We start from the raw sequence: 18,686 nt of genomic DNA on the forward strand, positions 1-18,686 counted from the left end.
CGGCGGCCAGTCACGCTCAGGTGATCGGCTCGAAGGTGACGGGTACGGCGGTGGGCGAGCGAAACGGTTGGCCGAAGATGTGGGGATCCCCGCTGGTGTCGAGCTTGAGATCGGTGACCCGGTTGAGCAGGCATTCGATGGCGACCCTGGTCTCCATCCGGGCCAGATGAAGTCCGAGGCAGGTGTGTTCACCGGCGGCGAAAGTAATGTGCGGCAGGCGCGTCCGGAAAATATCGAACTCCTCGGCCCGTTCCCAGCGGGACTCGTCGCGGTTGGCCGCGCCGATGCACACATCGATGACGGCGCCGGCGGGCAGTTCGACACCGTCGAGTTCGGTGGCCACGCTCGCCGAACGCTGCACGGTGGTCAGCGGTGTCTCGTAGCGCAGGCCCTCCTCGATCGCCTGGCCGAGGAGCTCGTGGTCGGCCTGTACCGCGGCGAACTGATCGGGATGGGTCAACAACAGGTAGAGCAGATTGCCCGAGGACCGGAAGGTGGTCTCCAGCCCTGCCGGCAACAGCAACCGCAGGAACGAGTAGATCTCTTCGTCGGTGAGCTTTTCGCCCTCGACCTCGGCGGTCACCAGATCGCCGATGATGTCGTCGGTGGGCGAAGACCGCCGCAGATCGATCTGGTTGACGAAGTAATCCTTCAGCGCCGCAGAGGCTTCGAAGGCGCGCTTGTACTTGACGTGGTAGCTGATCAACTCGACGGCCCGGGCGCGGAACCACGCGAGATCCTCTTCGGGCAGACCCAGCAGCTTGGAGATCACCCGGGTCGGGAACTCGAAGGTGAAGTCGCGGACCAGGTCCGCGCGACCGGTCTCGATGAACTCGTCGATGAGTTGTTCGCAGATGGGTCGGACGATCTCCGGCTCCCAGCGCTTCAGAGATTTCGCCTTGAAGGCCGTGGTGACCAGATTGCGGTGTGCGCGGTGCAGCGTGCCCTCCATCGCCAGGATGGACGGGCCGATGAACAGGCCGATGGTGTCGTCGTAGATCTTGGAATTGAACGACTTGCCGTCTCGGAAGATGGTGTTGACGGCGTCATAGGACACCGCCGCGTACTGGTTCGCGGGCCGGAATTCGTCCGGGGTCTTGGACCAGTCCATGACACTGCCCGCGAAGACGCCGTGCCGGGCGCGGTGTGCGGCGAAGAACGGGTACGGGTCGCGGAGCAGGTTGAACGAGTCGCCCAAGTCCGCCAGTAGGTCGTTTTCGCCCTGCGTCTGGCTGTCCACGCGTGCTACCTGCCTTCGTGCCACCGGTTCGTACTGTAATCCTTACAGTAACACGTCCCATGTTACCGTGAGGACTACCGGAGGGAGTTCAGGAAATGAGCACAACCGACCAGCGCATCGCGCACGAGGTCGACGCACGAGCTCTGCTGGAACGCCAACGGCGGGCGTTCATCGCCGCCGGCCCGCCGAGCGCGGCACTGCGCCGCAACCGGATCGACCGGCTGTTGGCGCTGGTGCTGGACAACACCGACGCGTTCGTCGACGCGATGGCCGCCGACTTCGGCACCCGGTCACGTGCGGCATCTCTGTTCACCGAGGTCGTCGGCATCATTCCGGTGATCGAACACACCAGGGCTCATGTGCCGCAATGGATGAAGGCCACCAAGCTGATGCGGGCGGCGCGCGTGGCCGGGCTCCGCGCCGAGGTCGAGCCGGCTCCACTGGGCGTCGTCGGCATCATCGGTCCGTGGAACTTCCCGCTCAACCTCGTGGTGCTACCCGCTTCGGCGGCCTTCGCCGCGGGCAACCGGGTGATGATCAAGATGTCCGAGGTCACCTCGGGCACCGCGGAACTGATGGCGACGCTGGCCCCGAAGTACTTCGAGGACACCGAACTCGCCGTGGTGACCGGTGGCCCCGAGGTGGCCGCCGAGTTCTCCCGGCTGCCGTTCGACCACCTGTTCTTCACCGGCTCTCCGTCGGTGGGATCGCTGGTGCAGCGCGCCGCCTCGGAGAACCTGGTGCCGGTGACCCTGGAACTGGGCGGCAAGAATCCCGTCGTGGTGGCCCCGGCTGCGGACATCGAGCGCTCGGCGACCCGAATCGCGCAGGCCCGCATGGTCAATGGCGGTCAGGTCTGTGTCTGCCCGGACTACGTGTTCGTCCCCGATCGCAGCGTGGCGCAGTTCGTCGACACCGTCCGGCGGACCTGGGCGGGCATGTTCCCCAGCATCATCGGCAATGACGACTACTGCTCAAGTGTCAACGAGGCCAATTTCGACCGGGTGGTCGCCCTGATCGACGACGCCCGCGACCGGGGCGCCACCGTGGAATCGGTGGTCCCGGCCGGCGAGTCGCTGCCGGACCGTGCCACCCGCAAGATCGCGCCGACCATCGTCCGCGGTGTCGACGAGCGGATGGCCATCGCGTCGGAGGAGATATTCGGTCCGGTGCTCTCGGTGCTGGGTTACTCGGCGCTCGGTGAGGTGATCGACTACATCAACGCGCGTCCGGCGCCGCTGGTCGCCTATTGGTTCGGCCCGGATGGCGACACCTTCCGGACCTTTCTGCGCAATACCCGCAGCGGGGGTGTGGCGCGCAATGACTTTGCCGCGCAGATGATCCCGTCGGCTGCGCCGTTCGGTGGGGTTGGCCGCAGCGGTATGGGTGCCTATCACGGTAAGGCCGGCTTCGACGCCTTCAGCCATCAGCGCACGGTGGTGGGCACCGATCTGCCGTTCAGCATGACCGGCTCGGCGGCACCGCCGTTCCGCCGTGGGATGCAGATGTACGCCGACGTGACCTTGAACATGGCCCGCCGGCGTACCCGGCGCCGGCTCAGGAACCGCTGATCAGGCTCCCGCCGCCTGCTCACGCGCCCACCGGTAATCGGCCTTCCCGGCCGGGCTGCGCTCGATCAGCGGGCGGAACACCACAGCCTTCGGCAACTTGTACCGTGCGATGGAACTTTCGGCGTGCCGGATGAGTTCCTCGGCGTCGGCGCGGGCACCGTCGGCGAGTGCGACGACCGCGACCACCTCGGAACCCCACCGCTCGCTGGGGCGGCCGGCCACCACCACGTCGGCCACCGACGGATGCGAGGCGATGGCCGACTCCACCTCCTCGGCGAAGATCTTCTCGCCACCGGAGTTGATGGTGACCGAGTCCCGGCCGAGCAGTTCGACCGCACCGCTCTCCAGATGCCGGGCCCGGTCGCCAGGCACCGCACACCGCACACCCTCGATCACCGGGAACGTCGCCGCGGTCTTGGCGGCATCGCCCTTGTAGCCGAGCGGCACGAAACCGCGCTGGGCCAGCCAGCCGAGACCGTCATGGGCCGGCGGCAGGATGGCGGTGAAATCCGCTGCCACCACGCAGGTGTCGGGCCCGGCGTTGAAGGTGCCGGTCGATACCGCACCGGGAGCGGACATGTGGCTCATCTGCGCGCCGGTCTCCGACGAACCGACACCGTCGATCACGATGAGCCCGGGTTTGCAATCGATCAATTGCTGCTTCACATACGGGGTGAGTTGCGCGCCGCCATTGGCCACCACGGCGAGGCTGGAGACATCCGCGCTGCCGTCGCGCAGGCTGGCTTTGATGGCGGCCAGCAACGGGCGGGCCATCGCGTCGCCGACCACGGTGGCCACCAGCACCCGTTCGCGCTCGATGGTGCGGACCACCTCGGCTGCGTCGAAACGGTCGACGATGTTCGAGAAGACGAGCGTCTGACCGGTGGTGATCGCGGTCATGGCGGCCCACTGGGCGGCGCCGTGCATCAGCGGCGGCAGGATCAGCAGCGTGGTGCCGGGGTTCTCGGTGACCCGACCGACGATCTCCTCGACCGATCCGGCCCGCTCGCCGGTCATCATGTTGCGGCCGCCGAATGCGGTCATGAAGATGTCGTGCTGGCGCCACAACACGCCCTTGGGCATGCCGGTGGTGCCGCCGGTGTAGAGGACGTAGAGATCGTCGGGGGAGGGCTGCACCGGCGGAGCGGCCGCCTCGGCGGTGACGATCGATTCGTAGTCGACGGCACCGTCGAGCAGGTCGTTGCCGGACCCGTCGGCGATCTGGATGAGCACCCTGAGATTCGGTAGTTCGTCCCGGATCTCGGCGACCCGCGGTGCGAAGGCGCCGTGGTACAGCAGCGCCGAGGCCTCCGAATCGGCCAGCAGATACTGCAATTCGTTCTTCACGTAGCGGTAGTTGACGTTGAACGGCGCCACCCTGGCCCGGAACGCGCCGAGCATCCCCTCGACGTACTCCGCGCCGTTGTAGGCGTAGATGCCGAGCAGGTCCTGGCCGACCTCGTGCCCGGCCAGCGTGTCGCGCTCGGTGTGGCAACCCAGACCCTGAGCGTGCAGATATGCGGCGAGCCGGGTCGACCGGTCGACCATGTGGCGGTAGCTGTACCGTCGCTCACCCTGGGCCACCAGCGTGCGGTCGGGTATCGCTTCGGCGACGGCCTCGGCCACCGCAGACACGGTGAACATCGGGGAAACCTCAGCCATGGGTGCTCCAGTCTTCGATGAGTGCTGCGGTGGTGGTGATGGTGGCCAGCAGGGCCAGGCTGTTGTCGATGACGGCCGCACCGTATTCGGCGGGGATACCGGCGACCGCGTCCCGGGGGAGCACCACCCGGTAGCCCGCGTTGACGGCGTCCATCACGAGATTGGGGATGGCGATGTTCAGCGAGACCCCGACGGCGACGATGGTGGTGACGCCGAGGTTGCGCAGGATCGCATCCAGATCGGTGCCGCCCATCGGCCCGAGTCCATGCCAGCGTGACAGCACCAGATCTGCTGGCTCCGGGCCGAATTCGGGCAACAGGGCGGCACCTTCGCTGCCGGGGGTGATGTCGACGGAGCGCTTACCCGCGGCGAACAGGCGGGCGTTGTGATTGGACCCCAATCCGTCCGGGCGGCGCTGCACCAGACAGTGCACGACGTGATGGCCTGCGGCGCGGGCCGCAGGCAGCAGCCGGCCGATATTGGGCAGTGCCACCCGACGGGCCTCGTCGGCCAGCACGGCCAGACCGGCGTTCGGGCCGACCACCGCACCCTGGAGTTCCTGGGTGATGATCGCCGTCGTCATACCGGTGTGCCGACCGGCGGGACCTCATAAAATTGCGTCGCCCATTTACGGATGGCCATATAGGGTTTCGCGTCGATCTTGGACAGCGAGGGCCGCTCGATGTACTTCTGGTAGCGCCAGATGTCGAGATCGTCCCAGACCGTCACCAGATACTGCTTCTCGACGCGCGTGCGGACATCCTCGGGTGGGATGTCGGAGGTGTCGCCGGGCACCTTGGGCCACCAGATCGAATAGAACATGTTGGATACGTGGTCATCGACGGGGGTGCAGGCAAAGATCAGCCGGTGCTCGGCGGCGCCCTCGAAGGCACTGATCGCGAAACCCAGGCCGGAGAAGTGGCTGTGGATGTAGAGCGACATCTTGTCCGGATCGTCGCTGCGGGCATCGGGCCAGCCGGTGAGGAACTGCCACTCGTTGTCGACGACCTTCCAGTCCAGGCAGACCGGGGTGACGGTGGCGCGGTGTACATAGCGGAAATGCGCGCTGTCAGGGCCATTCTCGGCGACGATCTGCGGATGCACCGGTTCGTTCTCGGCGAATCGGGAGAACTCCGGATAGGGCCGGTAGAACGCGTCGGGATCGGTGGGGAACTGCGGGAACTTGTCGAAGATATCGGGCAGTTCCCAGCGCGGGGGTTCGCCGTGCGGCTGGAACCACATGAACACGCAGCCGTGCTGTTCGGCGATCGGATAGGTGCGCAGCCGAAGGCCGCGGTTGGGCTTGTCGGGCTGATATGGGATGTGGCGGTTGGTGCCGTCGGGTCCCCACCGCCAACCGTGGAAGGGGCATTCCACGCAGTCGCCGACGACCTTGCCGCCGTGGCCCAGATGCGCACCGAGGTGTTTGCAATGGGCTTCCATCAGGTTCAGTGCGCCGTCCTGATCGCGCCAGGCCACCAGGTCTGCACCGAAGTAGCGCAGCGGCCGGGTTTCCCCGGCGACGAATTCGGCCGACCAGCCGATCATGAACCAGCCGGTGACCTTCCAGGTGAACGGAACCTCCACGGGAACACCTTCCAGATCCGAACCTGATACTGAACAGCTTACAGTAGTATCGTCCGCAAGAGCCGTGAAATGCAAAGGAGCACGATGCCAGGGTTGTTGACCGACAAAGTCGCCTTCATCACCGGTGCTGCGCGTGGCCAGGGCCGCGCCCATGCCGTCCGGATGGCCAACGAGGGGGCGGACATCATCGCCGTCGACATCGCCGGGCCGCTTCCGCCGAAGGTGCCTTACCTGTCAGCCACCCCCGATGAGTTCGCCGAGACGGTTGATCTGGTCAAGGCCACGGGGCGGCGGATTTTCCATCGCGCCGTGGATGTGCGTGACTTCGATGCCCTGTTGTCCGCCGTCGACGACGGCGTCGCCGAACTGGGCCGCCTCGATGTGATCGTCGCCAACGCCGGCATCACCATCCCCGAGGCCTGGCATGACATCACCCCGGAGTCCTTCCGCGACACCATCGACATCAATGTCACCGGCACCTGGAACACGGTGATGGCCGGCGCTCAGCACATCATCGACGGCGGCAGGGGTGGCTCGATCATCCTGGTGAGTTCGCTTGCGGGGGTGAAGATGCAGGCATTCATGGTGCACTACACCGCCAGCAAGCACGCCGTCACCGGGATGGCGCGGGCGTTCGCTGCCGAACTCGGCAAGCACCACATCAGAGTCAACAGCGTGCACCCCGGGCCGGTGAACACCGCGATGGGCACCGGTGACATGGTCGGCGCGCTCGGTAAGGCCTTCGAGACCAACCCGCCGCTGGTGCAGATGGGCACCCCGTTCACCCCGAACTGGATGGCCGAACCCGAGGACATTGCCGCGTCGGTGGCGTGGCTGGCCTCCGACGAGGCCCGGCACATCAGTGCGGTGGCGCTGTCCATCGACAACGGAATGGCACAGTTCTGATATGGACGACTACGAGGCGATCCGCCAACTCAAGGCACGGTACTGCCGGTTCCTGGACACCAAGGATTACGAGGCGTGGAAGGCGTTGTTCGCGCCCGATGTCGTGGTGAAGCTGGACATGGCGATCTCCACCGGTGGCGCCGACGGTCAGACCGCACCCGATCTGAACGGACTCGACGAGTTCGTGCCGGTGGTGCTGGGCGGAGTCGAGCACGCGCAGACCAAGCACCACGTGCATACCCCGGAGATCGACCTCACCTCGGATACCACCGCGTCGGCCATCTGGGCGATGGAGGATCTGCTGTTGTTTGCCGATGGCGGTGAGCTTTTCGGTGCCGGGCACTACCACGAGACCTACGAGAAACGCGACGGTGGCTGGGTGATCACCAGCCTGCACCTGACCAGGACCATCCTGCGTTTCACCCAGGCGAAGTAGCGGTGACCGAACAGCGCACCGTGCTGGTGATGGGTGCCAGCGGTTTTCTGGGCTCCCATGTCACCCGCAAGCTCGTGGAACGCGGCGATCGCGTGCGGGTGCTGTTGCGGGACAGTAGTTCCACACGAGCCATCGAGGATCTCGACGTCGACCGCCACTACGGCGACATCTTCGACACCGAGGCGGTCCACATCGCGATGCACGGCTGCGACGCGGTGTTCTACTGCGTGGTGGACACCCGGGCCTGGCTTCGCGATCCGGCCCCGCTGTTCCGCACCAATGTGGAGGGGCTGCGCGGTGTGCTGGACATCGCGGTCGCGTCAGGGTTGCCCAAATTCGTCTTCACCAGCACCATCGGTGCGGTGGCCGTCGGGAACGACGGCCGGGCGGCCACCGAGGACGACCCGTTCAACTGGCCGGGCCTCGGTGGCCCGTATGTCGAATCACGGCGTCAGGCCGAGGATCTGGTGCTGGGTTATGCCCGCGAGCGGGGACTGCCCGCCGTCGCGATGTGCGTGTCCAACACCTACGGTCCGCGCGACTGGCAGCCCACCCCGCACGGCGCGATGATCGCGGCCGCGGCGTTGGGGCGGGTGCCGGTCTACGTCAACGGCGTCGGCTCGGAGGTCGTCGGCGTCGAGGACGCCGCCGAGGCATTGGTGCTGGCCGCCGAACACGGCACGGTGGGGCAGCGCTACATCGTCTCCGAGCGCTATATCAGTCAGCGCGAGTTGTTCTCGACCGCGGCACACGCCGTAGGTGCGCGCGCGCCGCACATCGGGCTGCCGGTGCAGTTGCTCTACGCGGTCGGAGCCGCCGGTGAGCTGCTCGGCAGGGTGCTGCGCCGCGACACACCCGTGACGCTCACCTCGGTGCGGCTGCTGGACCACACCTCGCCGCTGGATCATTCGAAGGCGACCCGCGAGCTCGGCTGGCAGCCACGGCCGGCGACCGAAGCCATTGCCCGGGCCGCCGAGTTCTACGTGGAGCGCCACCATGCGCGGCTATGACGTCATCGTTGTCGGCGCCGGGTTCTCCGGGCTGTACGCACTGCACACACTGCGCGAACTTGGCCTGCGGGTAACGGTTCTGGAAAAGGCCGATGCGGTGGGCGGCACCTGGCTGGTCAACCGCTACCCGGGTGCCCGCTGCGACATCGAGAGCATCGAGTACTCCTACAGTTTCTCCGAGGAGATTCAGCAGGAGTGGGTGTGGACCGAATCCATGCCGGCCCAGCCGGAGATCGAGGCCTATCTCAATTTCGTCGCCGACAGGCTCGACCTGCGTCGCGACATCTGCTTCGGGACCGAGGTGCTCGGCATGACCTTCGATGAGGACGACGCGGTCTGGCGGCTGGACGTGTCCGGGGGCGAACCGTACGAGGCGCAGTTCGTGGTGGCCGCAACGGGCATTCTGTCGGTCCCGCTGGAACCGGACATCCCCGGGATCGCTTCCTTCACCGGCGAATCGCTGTTCACCAGCCGATGGCCGGCCGAGCCCGTCGATCTGACCGGCAAGCGGGTCGGTGTCATCGGCACCGGATCGACCGGCGTGCAGCTGATCCCGGTGGTCGCGCGGCAGGCCGGCGAGCTCGTCGTCCTTCAGCGCTCGCCGGCCTTCACGCTGCCCTGGACCGTGCGCGCCTTCGCCAAGGGTGAACTGGATGACCTGAAGGCCGACTATGCGAACATCCGAGCGGCCCAACGGGAACACCCGGTCGGTGCGGCCCGGCTTTCCGCGTTCTCGGTGCTGCTGGACATGCTGGCCAGCCCGCCGATCACGTCGGCGACCCGTGAGGAGCAGCTGCGTGCTATCGAAGAACGCGGTGTGATGGGCGCGCTGAACTGGGGCGACGTCTTCTTCGATATCGAAGCCAACCGGATGGCCACCGCGCTGTACGGCGAGGCGATCGCGCGCATCGTGACCGATCCCGGCACCGCCGCCGCCCTGGTGCCCACCCACCCGTTCGCCTGCAAGCGCCCGATCATCGATCAGGGTTACTACGAGACCTTCAACCGCGCCAATGTGACGCTGGTGGACCTGCGTGCGAACCCGATCCGCTCGGTGACCGCGGACGGCATCTGCACACAAGAGCGCGATATCGATCTGGACGTCATCATCTACGCCACCGGGTTCGACGCCATGACCGGCGCGCTGAGCAAGATGAAGGTACGCGGCCGTGACGGCGCGCTGCTCGGTGACTACTGGGCCGAGGAAGGGCCACTGTCCTATCTCGGTCTGGCCGTGGCCGGGTTCCCCAATCTGTTCACCGTGCAGGGGCCGGGGAGTCCCTCGGCGGCAACGAATTTCGTCGCGGCCATGGAACAGCACATCGAGTGGATCGCGGACTGCATCGGCCATCTGCGCGAACATGGCTACCGGACCATCGACGCACAGTCCGACGCGCAGCGCGAATGGATCGAGCACGCCACCTCGCTGGTGGCGGCGACGGTGCTGGTGCACCCGTCGTGCAACTCCTGGTACAACGGCGCCAACGTGCCCGGCAAGAAGCGGATGTACATGGGCTATACCGCGGGCATCCCGGAGTACCGACGGCGCTGCGACGAGATCGCGGCCGGCGGCTATCGAGGGTTCACCCTTGCGTAGAGCCATTCAGATCGCATGGGAGCTCGGCGGGGTGCTGCCGCGGTCGGTCGGCGCGCTGAACGGGTCCGGTGACTGGAATGGGTTGTCGCGAAGGGGGTTACGGCAACTCGGCGAGGTCGCACTCGATGAGCTGGTGGTGACCGGGATGACGTTGACCGGCCCGCCTCCACAGCTGCCGCGTCCCCTGGCGGCCTACGGCGATGCCGCCGACGAGCTCGGGGCGCTGGGGATCGACGGGGCGCATCGCGAGCCGGAGCCGCTACAGGTGGCGGGCATCGAGCCGCGGACCTTCGGGGCGCTGCAGTTCGAGGAACTGTGCTTCGAACACACGCCCGCACTGCCGCAGTCGCTGCTGGCCGATGGGCACGGCGGGGTGGCGACGGCGCGGGTGCGGTTGTACCGGCGTGGCGAACAGCGTCCCTGGGTGGTCTGGATCCACGGTGCCGGACAGGGCGATCCGATGGATCTGATGGTGGCGCGGGTGCGCAGGCTGGATGCGTTGGGTTTCAACGTGGCGCTGCCGGTGCAGCCCGGGCACGGTGCGCGGCGGCGGGAATGGCCCGAGTATCCGGCGCGGGACCCGTTGGCCAACGTGGCAGGGACGATGCGGGTGGTGTCCGAGGTGCGGGCGCTGATCGGATGGCTGGCAACCGATTCGGAATCGGTGACGGTGTCCGGGTTGTCGCTGGGCAGCGCGGTCGCCGCGCTGGTGTCCCACCTGGACGCCCGCGTCGATGCGGTGGCGTTGTACACCCCGATCCTCGGGCTCAACGCGATGATCGGATTGCATCTGGGTCGTTGGGGCCGGCCCGGCCGCAGCGCCGGCGAGCAGTTGCTGTCGGACACCGTGTCGGCCATGACCTCGGTGATCGATCCGCTGGCGACCGCGCCGGTCACCGACCGGCGGTTGATCGTGGGGGCCTGGCACGATCAGATGGCGATGCGCAGTTCGGCGCTGGCGATGCACGAGCGCTGGGGCGGTGAGCTGCATTGGCATGACGGAAGCCATGTCGGGCAGCTGTTCTCCGGGGGTGTGCAGACAGCGACCGAGCGGTTCCTGCTGGCTTAGCTGCCGTAGGTCGAGATGATGCGTGCCCGAACGCAGGTGATCTCGTGATCGAGGTCGTGTTCCTCGGGTAACACCACCCACTGGAAGGCGATCCCGAAAATCGAGCCGGTGATATCGCGGACCGCGGCGTCGGCGTCGATGTCCGGGCGCAGCGACCCGTCGGCGATCCCGGTGCGCACCCCGGCCGCCACCTTCTGCGCCGCCGCACTGAGCTGCGCGCGCACCCCCTCGCGCAGCGGTGAGCTGGTGTTCACGGCCTCGAAGGCAGAGACGAACATCGCCTTGGTCACCGAGGCGTCCTCCGCGTGGATCTCCTGCACCCGGTCGAAGTGAGCGAACACCTGTTGCAGTCCGGTGGAATCCGGTTCGGGATCGGGATTCAACCGTGCCACATAGACCTGCTGAAACGCCTCCAGGATGGCGTCCTTGCTGCCGTAGCGGGCGTGCACCATGGCCCTGCTGTAGCCGGCGCGCCGCCCAATCTCGGCTGCTGTCGTTGCCTCCCAGCCCTTTTCGACGATCAACTCGGCGGCGGCCTGCAACAGCCGGCGCGAGGACTGTTCCACACGCTGGTGCTGGGTGAGGCGCTCGGACACCCTTGCATATTAGACGCCCGACAACTAACTTAGTTGTTCAGCGTCAAATTTCTGCGGAGGTCGCCGATGACATCACCCGCTGGACCCGTCGTGGTCCCGTCGGCCATCGAGGAGGTGACCGCGCGGTGGCTCACCGATGCGTTGCCTGGATCCGCGACCGTCACCTCGGTGCGGGCGCACCGAATCGCGCAGGACACCGGGTTCTCCGCGCGGCTGTATCGCCTGATGCTGACCGGTGATACGGGCCTGCCCGCGTCGGTGATCGTGAAGCTGCCCGCAGATTCCGAAGCACGCGGAGGGATGGAACTGCTCGGCGGATACCGCAGGGAGCTGGCGTTCTACCGGCACATCGCACCCGCGGCCCCGATCGCCACGCCCGGCTGCCATATCGCCCGTATCGACGGGGACACCTTCGTCCTGGTGCTGGAGGATCTGTGCGACTGGGACAACGCCGACCACCTGGCCGGGTTGTCGATCGAACGCGCCGAGTTGTGTATCGGCGCGCTGGCCGATCTGCATGCCTGGTCGGTGCGGAACCCGCACGCCGATGGCCTGCAGGACTTTCCGAACATCGACAACCCGCTGACCCGCGACCTGTTCCTGCCGGCGTTCACCCCCGGCTGGCAGCTCTACATGGAGAAGACGAGCCAGCCGGTACCGCCCGCGGTGGCGCGCTTCGCCGAACGGTTCGCCGAGCTGGCGCCGCAGGCACTGGATGCGCTGTCACAGCGGATGATGTTGCTGCACGGCGACATCCGCGCGGACAACTTGTTCTTCCGCGGCGACGAGCTCAAGATCGTCGACTTCCAGCTGTCGGTGCGCGGCGGGGGCGCCGCCGATATCGCCTACCTGGTGAGTCAGGGACTGCCCACGTCAGTACGCCGGGGCAAGGACGAAGTCCTGGTTCGCGAGTACGTCGCCGCGCTGGAGAGCCGCGGGATCACCGACTACGGGTTCGACGAAGCCTGGCGGGACTACCGTTTCGGGGTGGCGCTGCTGCTGTTCATGCCGGTGGTCGCGCTGCTCACCTGGGATGTGGTGCCCGAACGATCGCGACAACTCTGCGTCACCCTGATCGACCGGGCGGTGGCCGCCATCGACGAGATCGCGGCGCTGGAGGAGTTCGTCCTGTGAGAACAGCCCGTGAGGTCGTGGAGCAGTACAACCTGGTGGTGTGGAACGAGCGTGATTTCGCGCTGGCCGACGAACTGTTGGGGGACACCGTCACCCGCCACGACGTCGGCGAGGTGAAGGTGCTCACCCATGCCGAGGCGGTCAACCGGGTGGTGGACCATTGGGCGATGTTCGAGCGCATCCGGTTCGACCTCAACCTGGTCGTTGCCGGGGATGACGGCGAACACGTGGCGATTGTGTACCAGTCGCCGATGACGCTCACGGACGGCACCGAGACGACCATCGGCAGCATGGAGATCTTCCGGGTGATCGACGGGCGGATCACCGAGGTCTGGAACTGTGGCTACAAACAAGGAGTGTGGGCGTGACGAATCGTGTGCTCGATGAGCTGGGCTACTACCTGCTGGCGGGTGCGGGCGGTGAAGGTCCCGCCACGCTCATGGACGAGGCCCGGCGCGGCGAGGAACTCGGCTTCGGCACCGGATTCATCTCTGAGCGCTGGAACGTCAAGGAGGCGTCGTCGCTCACCGGCGCGGCTCTGGCCGTGACCGATCGGATGCAGATCGCCACCGCCGCAACCAATCACAACACCCGCCATCCGCTGATCACCGGGTCGTGGGCCACCACCATGCACCGGTTGTCCGGTGGCCGCTTCACGCTCGGGCTCGGCCGGGGGATCGCGGCGATGTATGGGGCCTTCGGTGTGCCGGCGGTGACGACGGCGCAGATGGAGGACTTCGCGCAGGTGATGCGCCGGCTGTGGCACGGCGAGCTGATCTTCGACCACGACGGCCCGATCGGTAAGTACCAGCTGCTCTTCCTGGACCCCGATTTCAACGAGGACATCCGGCTGGCGATCGTGGCCTTCGGTCCGCAGACGCTGGCGCTCGGGGGCCGCGAGTTCGACGATGTCATCCTGCACACCTACTTCACCCCGGAGACGTTGCAGCGCGCGGTGAAGACGGTGAAGGAGGCCGCCGAACAGGCCGGCCGCAATCCCGACGAGGTGCGGGTGTGGTCCTGCTTCGCCACCGTCGGCGATCACCTGCCCGAGGAGCTGCGGTTGAAGAAGACCGTCGCGCGGCTGGCGACCTACCTGCAGGGATACGGCGATCTGCTGGTCAACACCAACGGCTGGGATCCTGCTGTGCTGCAACGCTTCCGCGACGACACCGTGGTGCAGTCCATCGGTGGCGGTATCGACCACAAGGGCACCGCCGAGCAGATCGAGCATATCGCCACGCTCATTCCCGACGAGTGGCTGGAACCGTCGGCGACCGGCTCCGCGCAGCAGTGCGTCGACCGGATCCGCAAGGAATTCGACTACGGTGCGGACGCGGTCATCATGCACGGCGCGACCCCCGACGAGCTCGAACCCGTGGTCGTCGAGTACCGCGCGACCGCACCCCAGTGATTTGAGGAGTTTCAACCGGAATCATTCCGGTTGAAACTCCTCAAATCGCGATGATGGAACCGTTTGGCGGTGCGCTGCGTCCAAATCAGTATGCTGGCCGACCTGCTGCGCGACCACGATGGTGTCATCACTCTCGCTCAGGCCCGACGGGCCGGGCTGAGCCAGGACGACGTGGACTACCGGGTACACACCGGTCAGTGGCGACGCTGCTCCCGCGGGGTCTACTTCGCCGATGACCGCCAATTCACCGAGAACGCCCGGATGCGCGCGGGGGTGTGGGCGTACGGAGACCAAGCCGCTGCCAGCGGGATGGCCGCGGCATGGTGGCAACAACTCACGCAGTACCCGCCGGAACTCGTCGAGGTGACGGTGCCGAGGGACCGCCGTCTGCAGCAACAGCCCGGGACAAGGCTGCGCCGGCGTGATCTCGATCCCGCAGAGGTGGTCGAACGGGACGGTCTGCGCGTGACGGCGCTGCCGCTGACGGTCGTCGAAGCCGCCGTTCGTCGCGGTGGGGGTGCCAAGCTGATGGACTCTGCCCTGCAACGCCACGTCTACCTACCCGCGCTGTGGAAGGCCCACCTCAACAACAAGGGCCGCCACGGTGCACCGGCCGCGCGACGCTTGCTGAGGGCTGCGGAGGACGGTACCCGATCCGCGGCGGAACGCCTGCTCGCGACGCTCCTTCGCCAGGCTGGTATCACCGGGTGGAAGGCCAACCACCGGGTGGCCGGTTACAAGGTTGACTACGCGTTTCCCGATGCGAAACTGATCCTGGAAGTCGATGGTTGGGCATTCCACAGTGACGCCGACGTTTTCAATCACGACCGAGTGCGCCAGAATGCTCTGATTCTGGCCGGCTTCCAGGTCCTTCGATTCACGTGGCTGGATCTCACCGAGTATCCCGATCGCGTCATTGGGCAGATCGCACACGCACTCGCGCGGTGATTTGTGGAGTTCTCGTCGGAACCAATCCGACGAGAACTCCACAAATCGCAGGGGCTAGGGGAGGATGACCGTGCGCTGCACCGGCTCGGCGGCGGCCTGGCGGGCCCGCAAGCCTCGGCGCAGCGCGTCGAGCAACTGGTCGCGGGTCTCGCGCGGGTCGATCAGTTCGTCGAAGCCGAGGTGATCCGCGGACCGGAACGACGCGGACAGCTCGGCCTCGCGCAGCTGCGCGGACAGGTCCGCCTCGGCATGCGAGGCCCGCGACAACGCGGCCGCGCTCATCGCGCCCATCGTGGCGCCGGGGAAGGCGAAAGTCGCCTCTTGATTGTCGAATCCCAAGAGCGACATCACCATCGAGCCGAAGCCGTACGCCTTGCGCAGCGTCACATGCAGCTTGAGCGTGGTCGCCGCCGTCTGTGCCGCGAACATCCGGGCACCGGCCCGCAACACACCGGTGCGCTCCGAACGACTGCCCGGCAGCATGCCCGGATTGTCGGCCAGGAACACGATCGGCAGGTGGAAGGAGTCGGCCACCAAGATGAAATGCGCTGCCTTGTCGGCGGCGTCGGCATCGATGGAGCCGGCCAACACGTTGGGTTGGTTGGCGACCACGGCGACCGGATGTCCACCCAGGTGGGCGAGCGCGCAGATGATGGCCTTGCCGAACTGCGGTTGCACCTCGAACCAGTCGGTGTTGTCGAACACGATGTCGAGCACCGAGCGCATGTTGTAGACGCGGCGGTTGTCGCGGGAAATGATGTCGAGCAGTTCCGGGGTGGGCCGCGGTTCGGACTCCTCGTCATGGGGCAGCTGCTCGGGATAGGACCAGGCGCTGGACGGGAAGTAGGACAGGTAGCGGCGGATGTCGTCGATGACGGCTTCGTCGGTGTCGGCGTGGTTGTGGATCACGCCGCTGTGCAGCGCGACGCCCGGTCCGCCGAGATCCTCCTTGGTGATGTCCTCTCCGGTGGACTCCTTCACGACCGGTGGCCCGGCGGTGAAGATGGCGCCCTGACTGCTCATGATCCGGAAATCGCTCACCGGTGCGACCAGCGCGCCGTGCCCGGCCGAGGGGCCCAGCACCGCGGCGACCGTCGGCACCCGGCCCGAGCACTGGGCCTGGGCGATGAGATCGGTGGGGGTGCGGCCGTAGTGTGCGCCGGTGGGCCGGAAACCGGCGCCCTCGAGCAGCATGACCAACGGAATCTTGTCGCGCACCGCGAGTTCGGCGAGCCGGTAACGCTTGGCGTTGCCGGTGGAGCCGATGGAACCGGCCAGGGTGGTGAAGTCCTCGGCGCCCACCATCACCGGTGCACCGTTGATCAGGCCGGACCCGGTGACGATGCCGTCGGCGGCGATCTCGCCGCCGGCGAAGCTGCCGAACTCGCGGAAAGTACCGGCGTCCAGCAGTCGGTCGAGACGGGCGCGCACGTCGAGCTTGCCCTTGGCGTGATGTCTGGCGACGCGTTCCGGCCCGCCCATCGCCAGGGCGTGCTCACGACGGCGCTCGAGATCGTCGAGCGTGTCCTGCCAGTCGGAGGCGTTCGTCATACAGGGGTCCTGTTCTCGCTGACCGTCGTGGTCCGTTGACCATACCGAATTGCTTACTGTAGCGTCCCCGGCATGGGTAATATCGCCCGGCTGAGCATCGATCGTGGTATCCCGAGCGACCTCGCAGACGTTCCCGCGCGGGCCCGGGATATCGAGAAGCAGGGCTATGACGGCTGCTGGACCGGCGAGATCGCCCACGACCCGTTCCTGCCACTGCTACTGGCCGCCGAGCACACCTGCAGGCTGCAACTGGGAACCAGTATCGCGGTGGCCTTCGCGCGTAACCCGATGCTGATCGCGAACCTCGGTTGGGACCTGAACACCTACTCGCAAGGGCGGTTCATCCTGGGTCTCGGCACCCAGGTGCAGCCGCACATCGAGCGGCGCTACGGGATGCCGTGGAGTCATCCGGCCCGCCGGATGCGGGAATTCGTCGCCGCGGTCCACGCCATCTGGGCGACGTGGCAGCACGGCACACGCCTGAGCTTTGAGGGCGAGTTCTACACGCACACACTGATGACGCCGATGTTCACCCCCGAGCCGCAGCCGCACGGGGTGCCGAAGATCTTCATCGCCGCGGTCGGTGACCTGATGACCCGGACCGCCGGTGAGGTCGCCGACGGCCTGATCGCGCATGCCTTCACCACCCGCCGCTACCTCGACGAGGTGACCGCGCCCGCGCTGCAGACGGGTCTGGATGCGGCGGGCCGGTCCCGGGACGACTTCGAGCTGTCCTGCCCGGTGTTCGTGGTGACCGGTGAGAATGCCGAACAGTTCGAGGCGTCGGCGGCCGCGCACCGCAAGCAGCTTGCGTTCTACGGTTCGACGCCGGCCTACCGCACGGTGCTCGAGCTGCACGGCTGGGGCGACCTGCACACCGAGTTGCATCGCCTGTCCCGGCTGGGGGAGTGGGACACCATGGCGACCCTGATCGACGACGACGTGCTGGCCGCGTTCGCCGTCGTCGCAGAACTGCCCGACGTGGCGGACGCCCTGGTGCGCAGGTGCGCAGGTGCGATCGACCGCGTGCTGCCCGGATTCCCGGTGGGGATGTCGGAGGCCGCGATTGCGGTGGTCCTCGGTGATGTCCGAAAGTCGTTGGCGGAGAGAGAATCATGACCGACAGAATCGCCGGCAAGACGATCGTCATCACCGGCGCGGCGCGCGGTATCGGGTACGCGACGGCCCGTGCCCTGCTGGATCGCGGCGCGCGGGTGGTGATCGGCGATCGTGACGTCGCCGTGCTGGAGACCGCCGTGAGCAGTCTCGGTGGCCGCGTGCGCGGATATCCGCTCGATGTCGCCGACCGGGACTCGTTCGCCGCTTTTCTGGACGAGGCCCGCGGCGGCGGTCATATCGACGTGCTGATCAACAATGCCGGGGTGATGCCGATCGGCGGATTTCTCGAACAGAGCGAGCAGGCGCTGCGATCGGCCATCGAGGTCAACTTCTACGGCGTGGTCACCGGTTGTCAGCTGGTGCTTCCCGAGATGATCGAACACGGATCGGGCCACATCATCAACGTCGCGTCGCTGGCCGGTTTGATGCCGGTACCGGGCCAGACCGTCTATGCCGGAACGAAATCCGCGGTGATCAGCCTGTCGAGCGCGCTGGCCGACGAGTTCGCCGCCCGCGGGGTGCAGGTCAGTGTGGTGATGCCGCCGTTCACCCGCACCGAGCTGATCTCCGGTACCGCGCAGACCAGGTCGAACAAGCCCGTGGAACCCGCGGCGATCGCCGCCGCGATCGTAAAGGCGCTCGACAGACCCCGAACACACGTGACGGTGCCCGCCGGCATCCGGTTCGTGCTCGGTCCGGTCGGTCTGCTCGGCCCCCGCGGGAGGCGCTGGGTGGGCCGTCGTTTCGGCACCGACAAGGTGTTCCTGGAATTCGACGCCGCCGCGCGGTCGGGGTATGAGCGGCGCGCCGAGGACGCACTCGGCGTCGTGGGCACTGGACAGTAAG

18 protein-coding genes are annotated in these 18,686 nt (G+C 66.9%); 12 read left to right on the plus strand and 6 right to left on the minus strand.

Features of this window, described 5'->3' with window-relative positions; genetic code table 11:
* Positions 1–16: 16 nt before the first annotated feature.
* The gene (locus tag C6A86_RS09400) at positions 17–1,207 is read right to left on the minus strand and encodes a cytochrome P450 (RefSeq protein WP_105364931.1); all 1,191 of its coding nucleotides are present in this window, start codon (positions 1,205–1,207) and stop codon (positions 17–19) included.
* Between the two features lie 128 nt (positions 1,208–1,335).
* Between C6A86_RS09400 and C6A86_RS09405 the strand changes: the two genes are divergently transcribed.
* Positions 1,336–2,811 (plus strand): coniferyl aldehyde dehydrogenase, encoded by a 1,476-nt coding sequence (locus C6A86_RS09405; protein WP_105364920.1) that lies wholly within the window; start codon positions 1,336–1,338, stop codon positions 2,809–2,811.
* Here C6A86_RS09405 and C6A86_RS09410 read toward each other — a convergent pair whose 3' ends face one another.
* The 3 genes from C6A86_RS09410 to C6A86_RS09420 are packed head-to-tail and all read right to left on the minus strand — an operon-like array spanning position 2,812 to position 6,060.
* A complete protein-coding gene (locus C6A86_RS09410) occupies positions 2,812–4,473 on the minus strand; it encodes an acyl-CoA synthetase (protein WP_105364919.1) in 1,662 nt (553 codons plus the stop codon). It lies immediately after the preceding gene.
* Complete coding sequence (locus C6A86_RS09415; protein ID WP_105364918.1) at positions 4,466–5,056, minus strand: cysteine hydrolase; 591 nt, start codon at positions 5,054–5,056, stop codon at positions 4,466–4,468. The genes C6A86_RS09410 and C6A86_RS09415 overlap by 8 nt, the downstream gene beginning before the upstream one ends.
* Positions 5,053–6,060, minus strand: coding sequence for an aromatic ring-hydroxylating dioxygenase subunit alpha (locus C6A86_RS09420; protein WP_105364917.1), 1,008 nt, complete (start codon positions 6,058–6,060; stop codon positions 5,053–5,055). The genes C6A86_RS09415 and C6A86_RS09420 overlap by 4 nt, the downstream gene beginning before the upstream one ends.
* Positions 6,061–6,144: 84 nt before the next feature.
* Between C6A86_RS09420 and C6A86_RS09425 the strand changes: the two genes are divergently transcribed.
* Genes C6A86_RS09425 through C6A86_RS09445 form a run of 5 tightly spaced genes read left to right on the plus strand, consistent with a single transcriptional unit; the run spans position 6,145 to position 11,078 of the window.
* Positions 6,145–6,966 carry a mycofactocin-coupled SDR family oxidoreductase gene (locus tag C6A86_RS09425; protein ID WP_105364916.1) on the plus strand — a complete coding sequence of 274 codons (822 nt, stop codon included), beginning with the start codon at positions 6,145–6,147 and terminating at the stop codon, positions 6,964–6,966.
* A gap of 1 nt (position 6,967) precedes the next feature.
* Positions 6,968–7,402, plus strand: a complete 435-nt coding sequence (locus C6A86_RS09430; RefSeq protein WP_105364915.1) for a nuclear transport factor 2 family protein — start codon at positions 6,968–6,970, stop codon at positions 7,400–7,402.
* Positions 7,403–7,404: 2 nt separating this feature from the next.
* Positions 7,405–8,412, plus strand: coding sequence for an NAD-dependent epimerase/dehydratase family protein (locus tag C6A86_RS09435; protein WP_233213142.1), 1,008 nt, complete (start codon positions 7,405–7,407; stop codon positions 8,410–8,412).
* Positions 8,399–10,009 carry an NAD(P)/FAD-dependent oxidoreductase gene (locus C6A86_RS09440; protein ID WP_105364914.1) on the plus strand — a complete coding sequence of 537 codons (1,611 nt, stop codon included), beginning with the start codon at positions 8,399–8,401 and terminating at the stop codon, positions 10,007–10,009. Before C6A86_RS09435 ends, C6A86_RS09440 begins: the two co-directional genes overlap by 14 nt.
* Complete coding sequence (locus C6A86_RS09445; RefSeq protein ID WP_105364913.1) at positions 10,002–11,078, plus strand: PHB depolymerase family esterase; 1,077 nt, start codon at positions 10,002–10,004, stop codon at positions 11,076–11,078. The genes C6A86_RS09440 and C6A86_RS09445 overlap by 8 nt, the downstream gene beginning before the upstream one ends.
* Here C6A86_RS09445 and C6A86_RS09450 read toward each other — a convergent pair.
* Positions 11,075–11,674 (minus strand): TetR/AcrR family transcriptional regulator, encoded by a 600-nt coding sequence (locus tag C6A86_RS09450; RefSeq protein ID WP_105364912.1) that lies wholly within the window; start codon positions 11,672–11,674, stop codon positions 11,075–11,077. The genes C6A86_RS09445 and C6A86_RS09450 overlap by 4 nt on opposite strands.
* A gap of 66 nt (positions 11,675–11,740) precedes the next feature.
* Between C6A86_RS09450 and C6A86_RS09455 the strand changes: the two genes are divergently transcribed.
* From C6A86_RS09455 to C6A86_RS09470, 4 genes are all read left to right on the plus strand, one after another.
* Positions 11,741–12,808 (plus strand): phosphotransferase, encoded by a 1,068-nt coding sequence (locus tag C6A86_RS09455; RefSeq protein WP_105364911.1) that lies wholly within the window; start codon positions 11,741–11,743, stop codon positions 12,806–12,808.
* The gene (locus C6A86_RS09460) at positions 12,805–13,176 is read left to right on the plus strand and encodes a nuclear transport factor 2 family protein (RefSeq protein ID WP_105364910.1); all 372 of its coding nucleotides are present in this window, start codon (positions 12,805–12,807) and stop codon (positions 13,174–13,176) included. The genes C6A86_RS09455 and C6A86_RS09460 overlap by 4 nt, the downstream gene beginning before the upstream one ends.
* Positions 13,173–14,222: a TIGR03857 family LLM class F420-dependent oxidoreductase gene (locus C6A86_RS09465; protein WP_105364929.1), complete on the plus strand. Its 1,050-nt coding sequence runs from the start codon at positions 13,173–13,175 to the stop codon at positions 14,220–14,222. The genes C6A86_RS09460 and C6A86_RS09465 overlap by 4 nt, the downstream gene beginning before the upstream one ends.
* Positions 14,223–14,312: 90 nt before the next feature.
* Positions 14,313–15,170, plus strand: a complete 858-nt coding sequence (locus tag C6A86_RS09470) for a type IV toxin-antitoxin system AbiEi family antitoxin domain-containing protein (RefSeq protein WP_105364909.1) — start codon at positions 14,313–14,315, stop codon at positions 15,168–15,170.
* Positions 15,171–15,224: 54 nt separating this feature from the next.
* On the opposite strand, the gene C6A86_RS09475 is transcribed toward C6A86_RS09470, so the two are convergent.
* The gene (locus tag C6A86_RS09475) at positions 15,225–16,721 is read right to left on the minus strand and encodes an acyl-CoA carboxylase subunit beta (RefSeq protein ID WP_105364908.1); all 1,497 of its coding nucleotides are present in this window, start codon (positions 16,719–16,721) and stop codon (positions 15,225–15,227) included.
* Between the two features lie 72 nt (positions 16,722–16,793).
* Between C6A86_RS09475 and C6A86_RS09480 the strand changes: the two genes are divergently transcribed.
* A complete protein-coding gene (locus tag C6A86_RS09480) occupies positions 16,794–17,840 on the plus strand; it encodes an LLM class F420-dependent oxidoreductase (RefSeq protein ID WP_105364907.1) in 1,047 nt (348 codons plus the stop codon).
* A complete protein-coding gene (locus C6A86_RS09485; RefSeq protein WP_105364906.1) occupies positions 17,837–18,685 on the plus strand; it encodes an SDR family oxidoreductase in 849 nt (282 codons plus the stop codon). Before C6A86_RS09480 ends, C6A86_RS09485 begins: the two co-directional genes overlap by 4 nt.
* Position 18,686 lies beyond the last annotated feature (1 nt).

The organism is Mycobacterium sp. ITM-2016-00316 (assembly GCF_002968335.2).
Taxonomy (GTDB): domain Bacteria; phylum Actinomycetota; class Actinomycetes; order Mycobacteriales; family Mycobacteriaceae; genus Mycobacterium.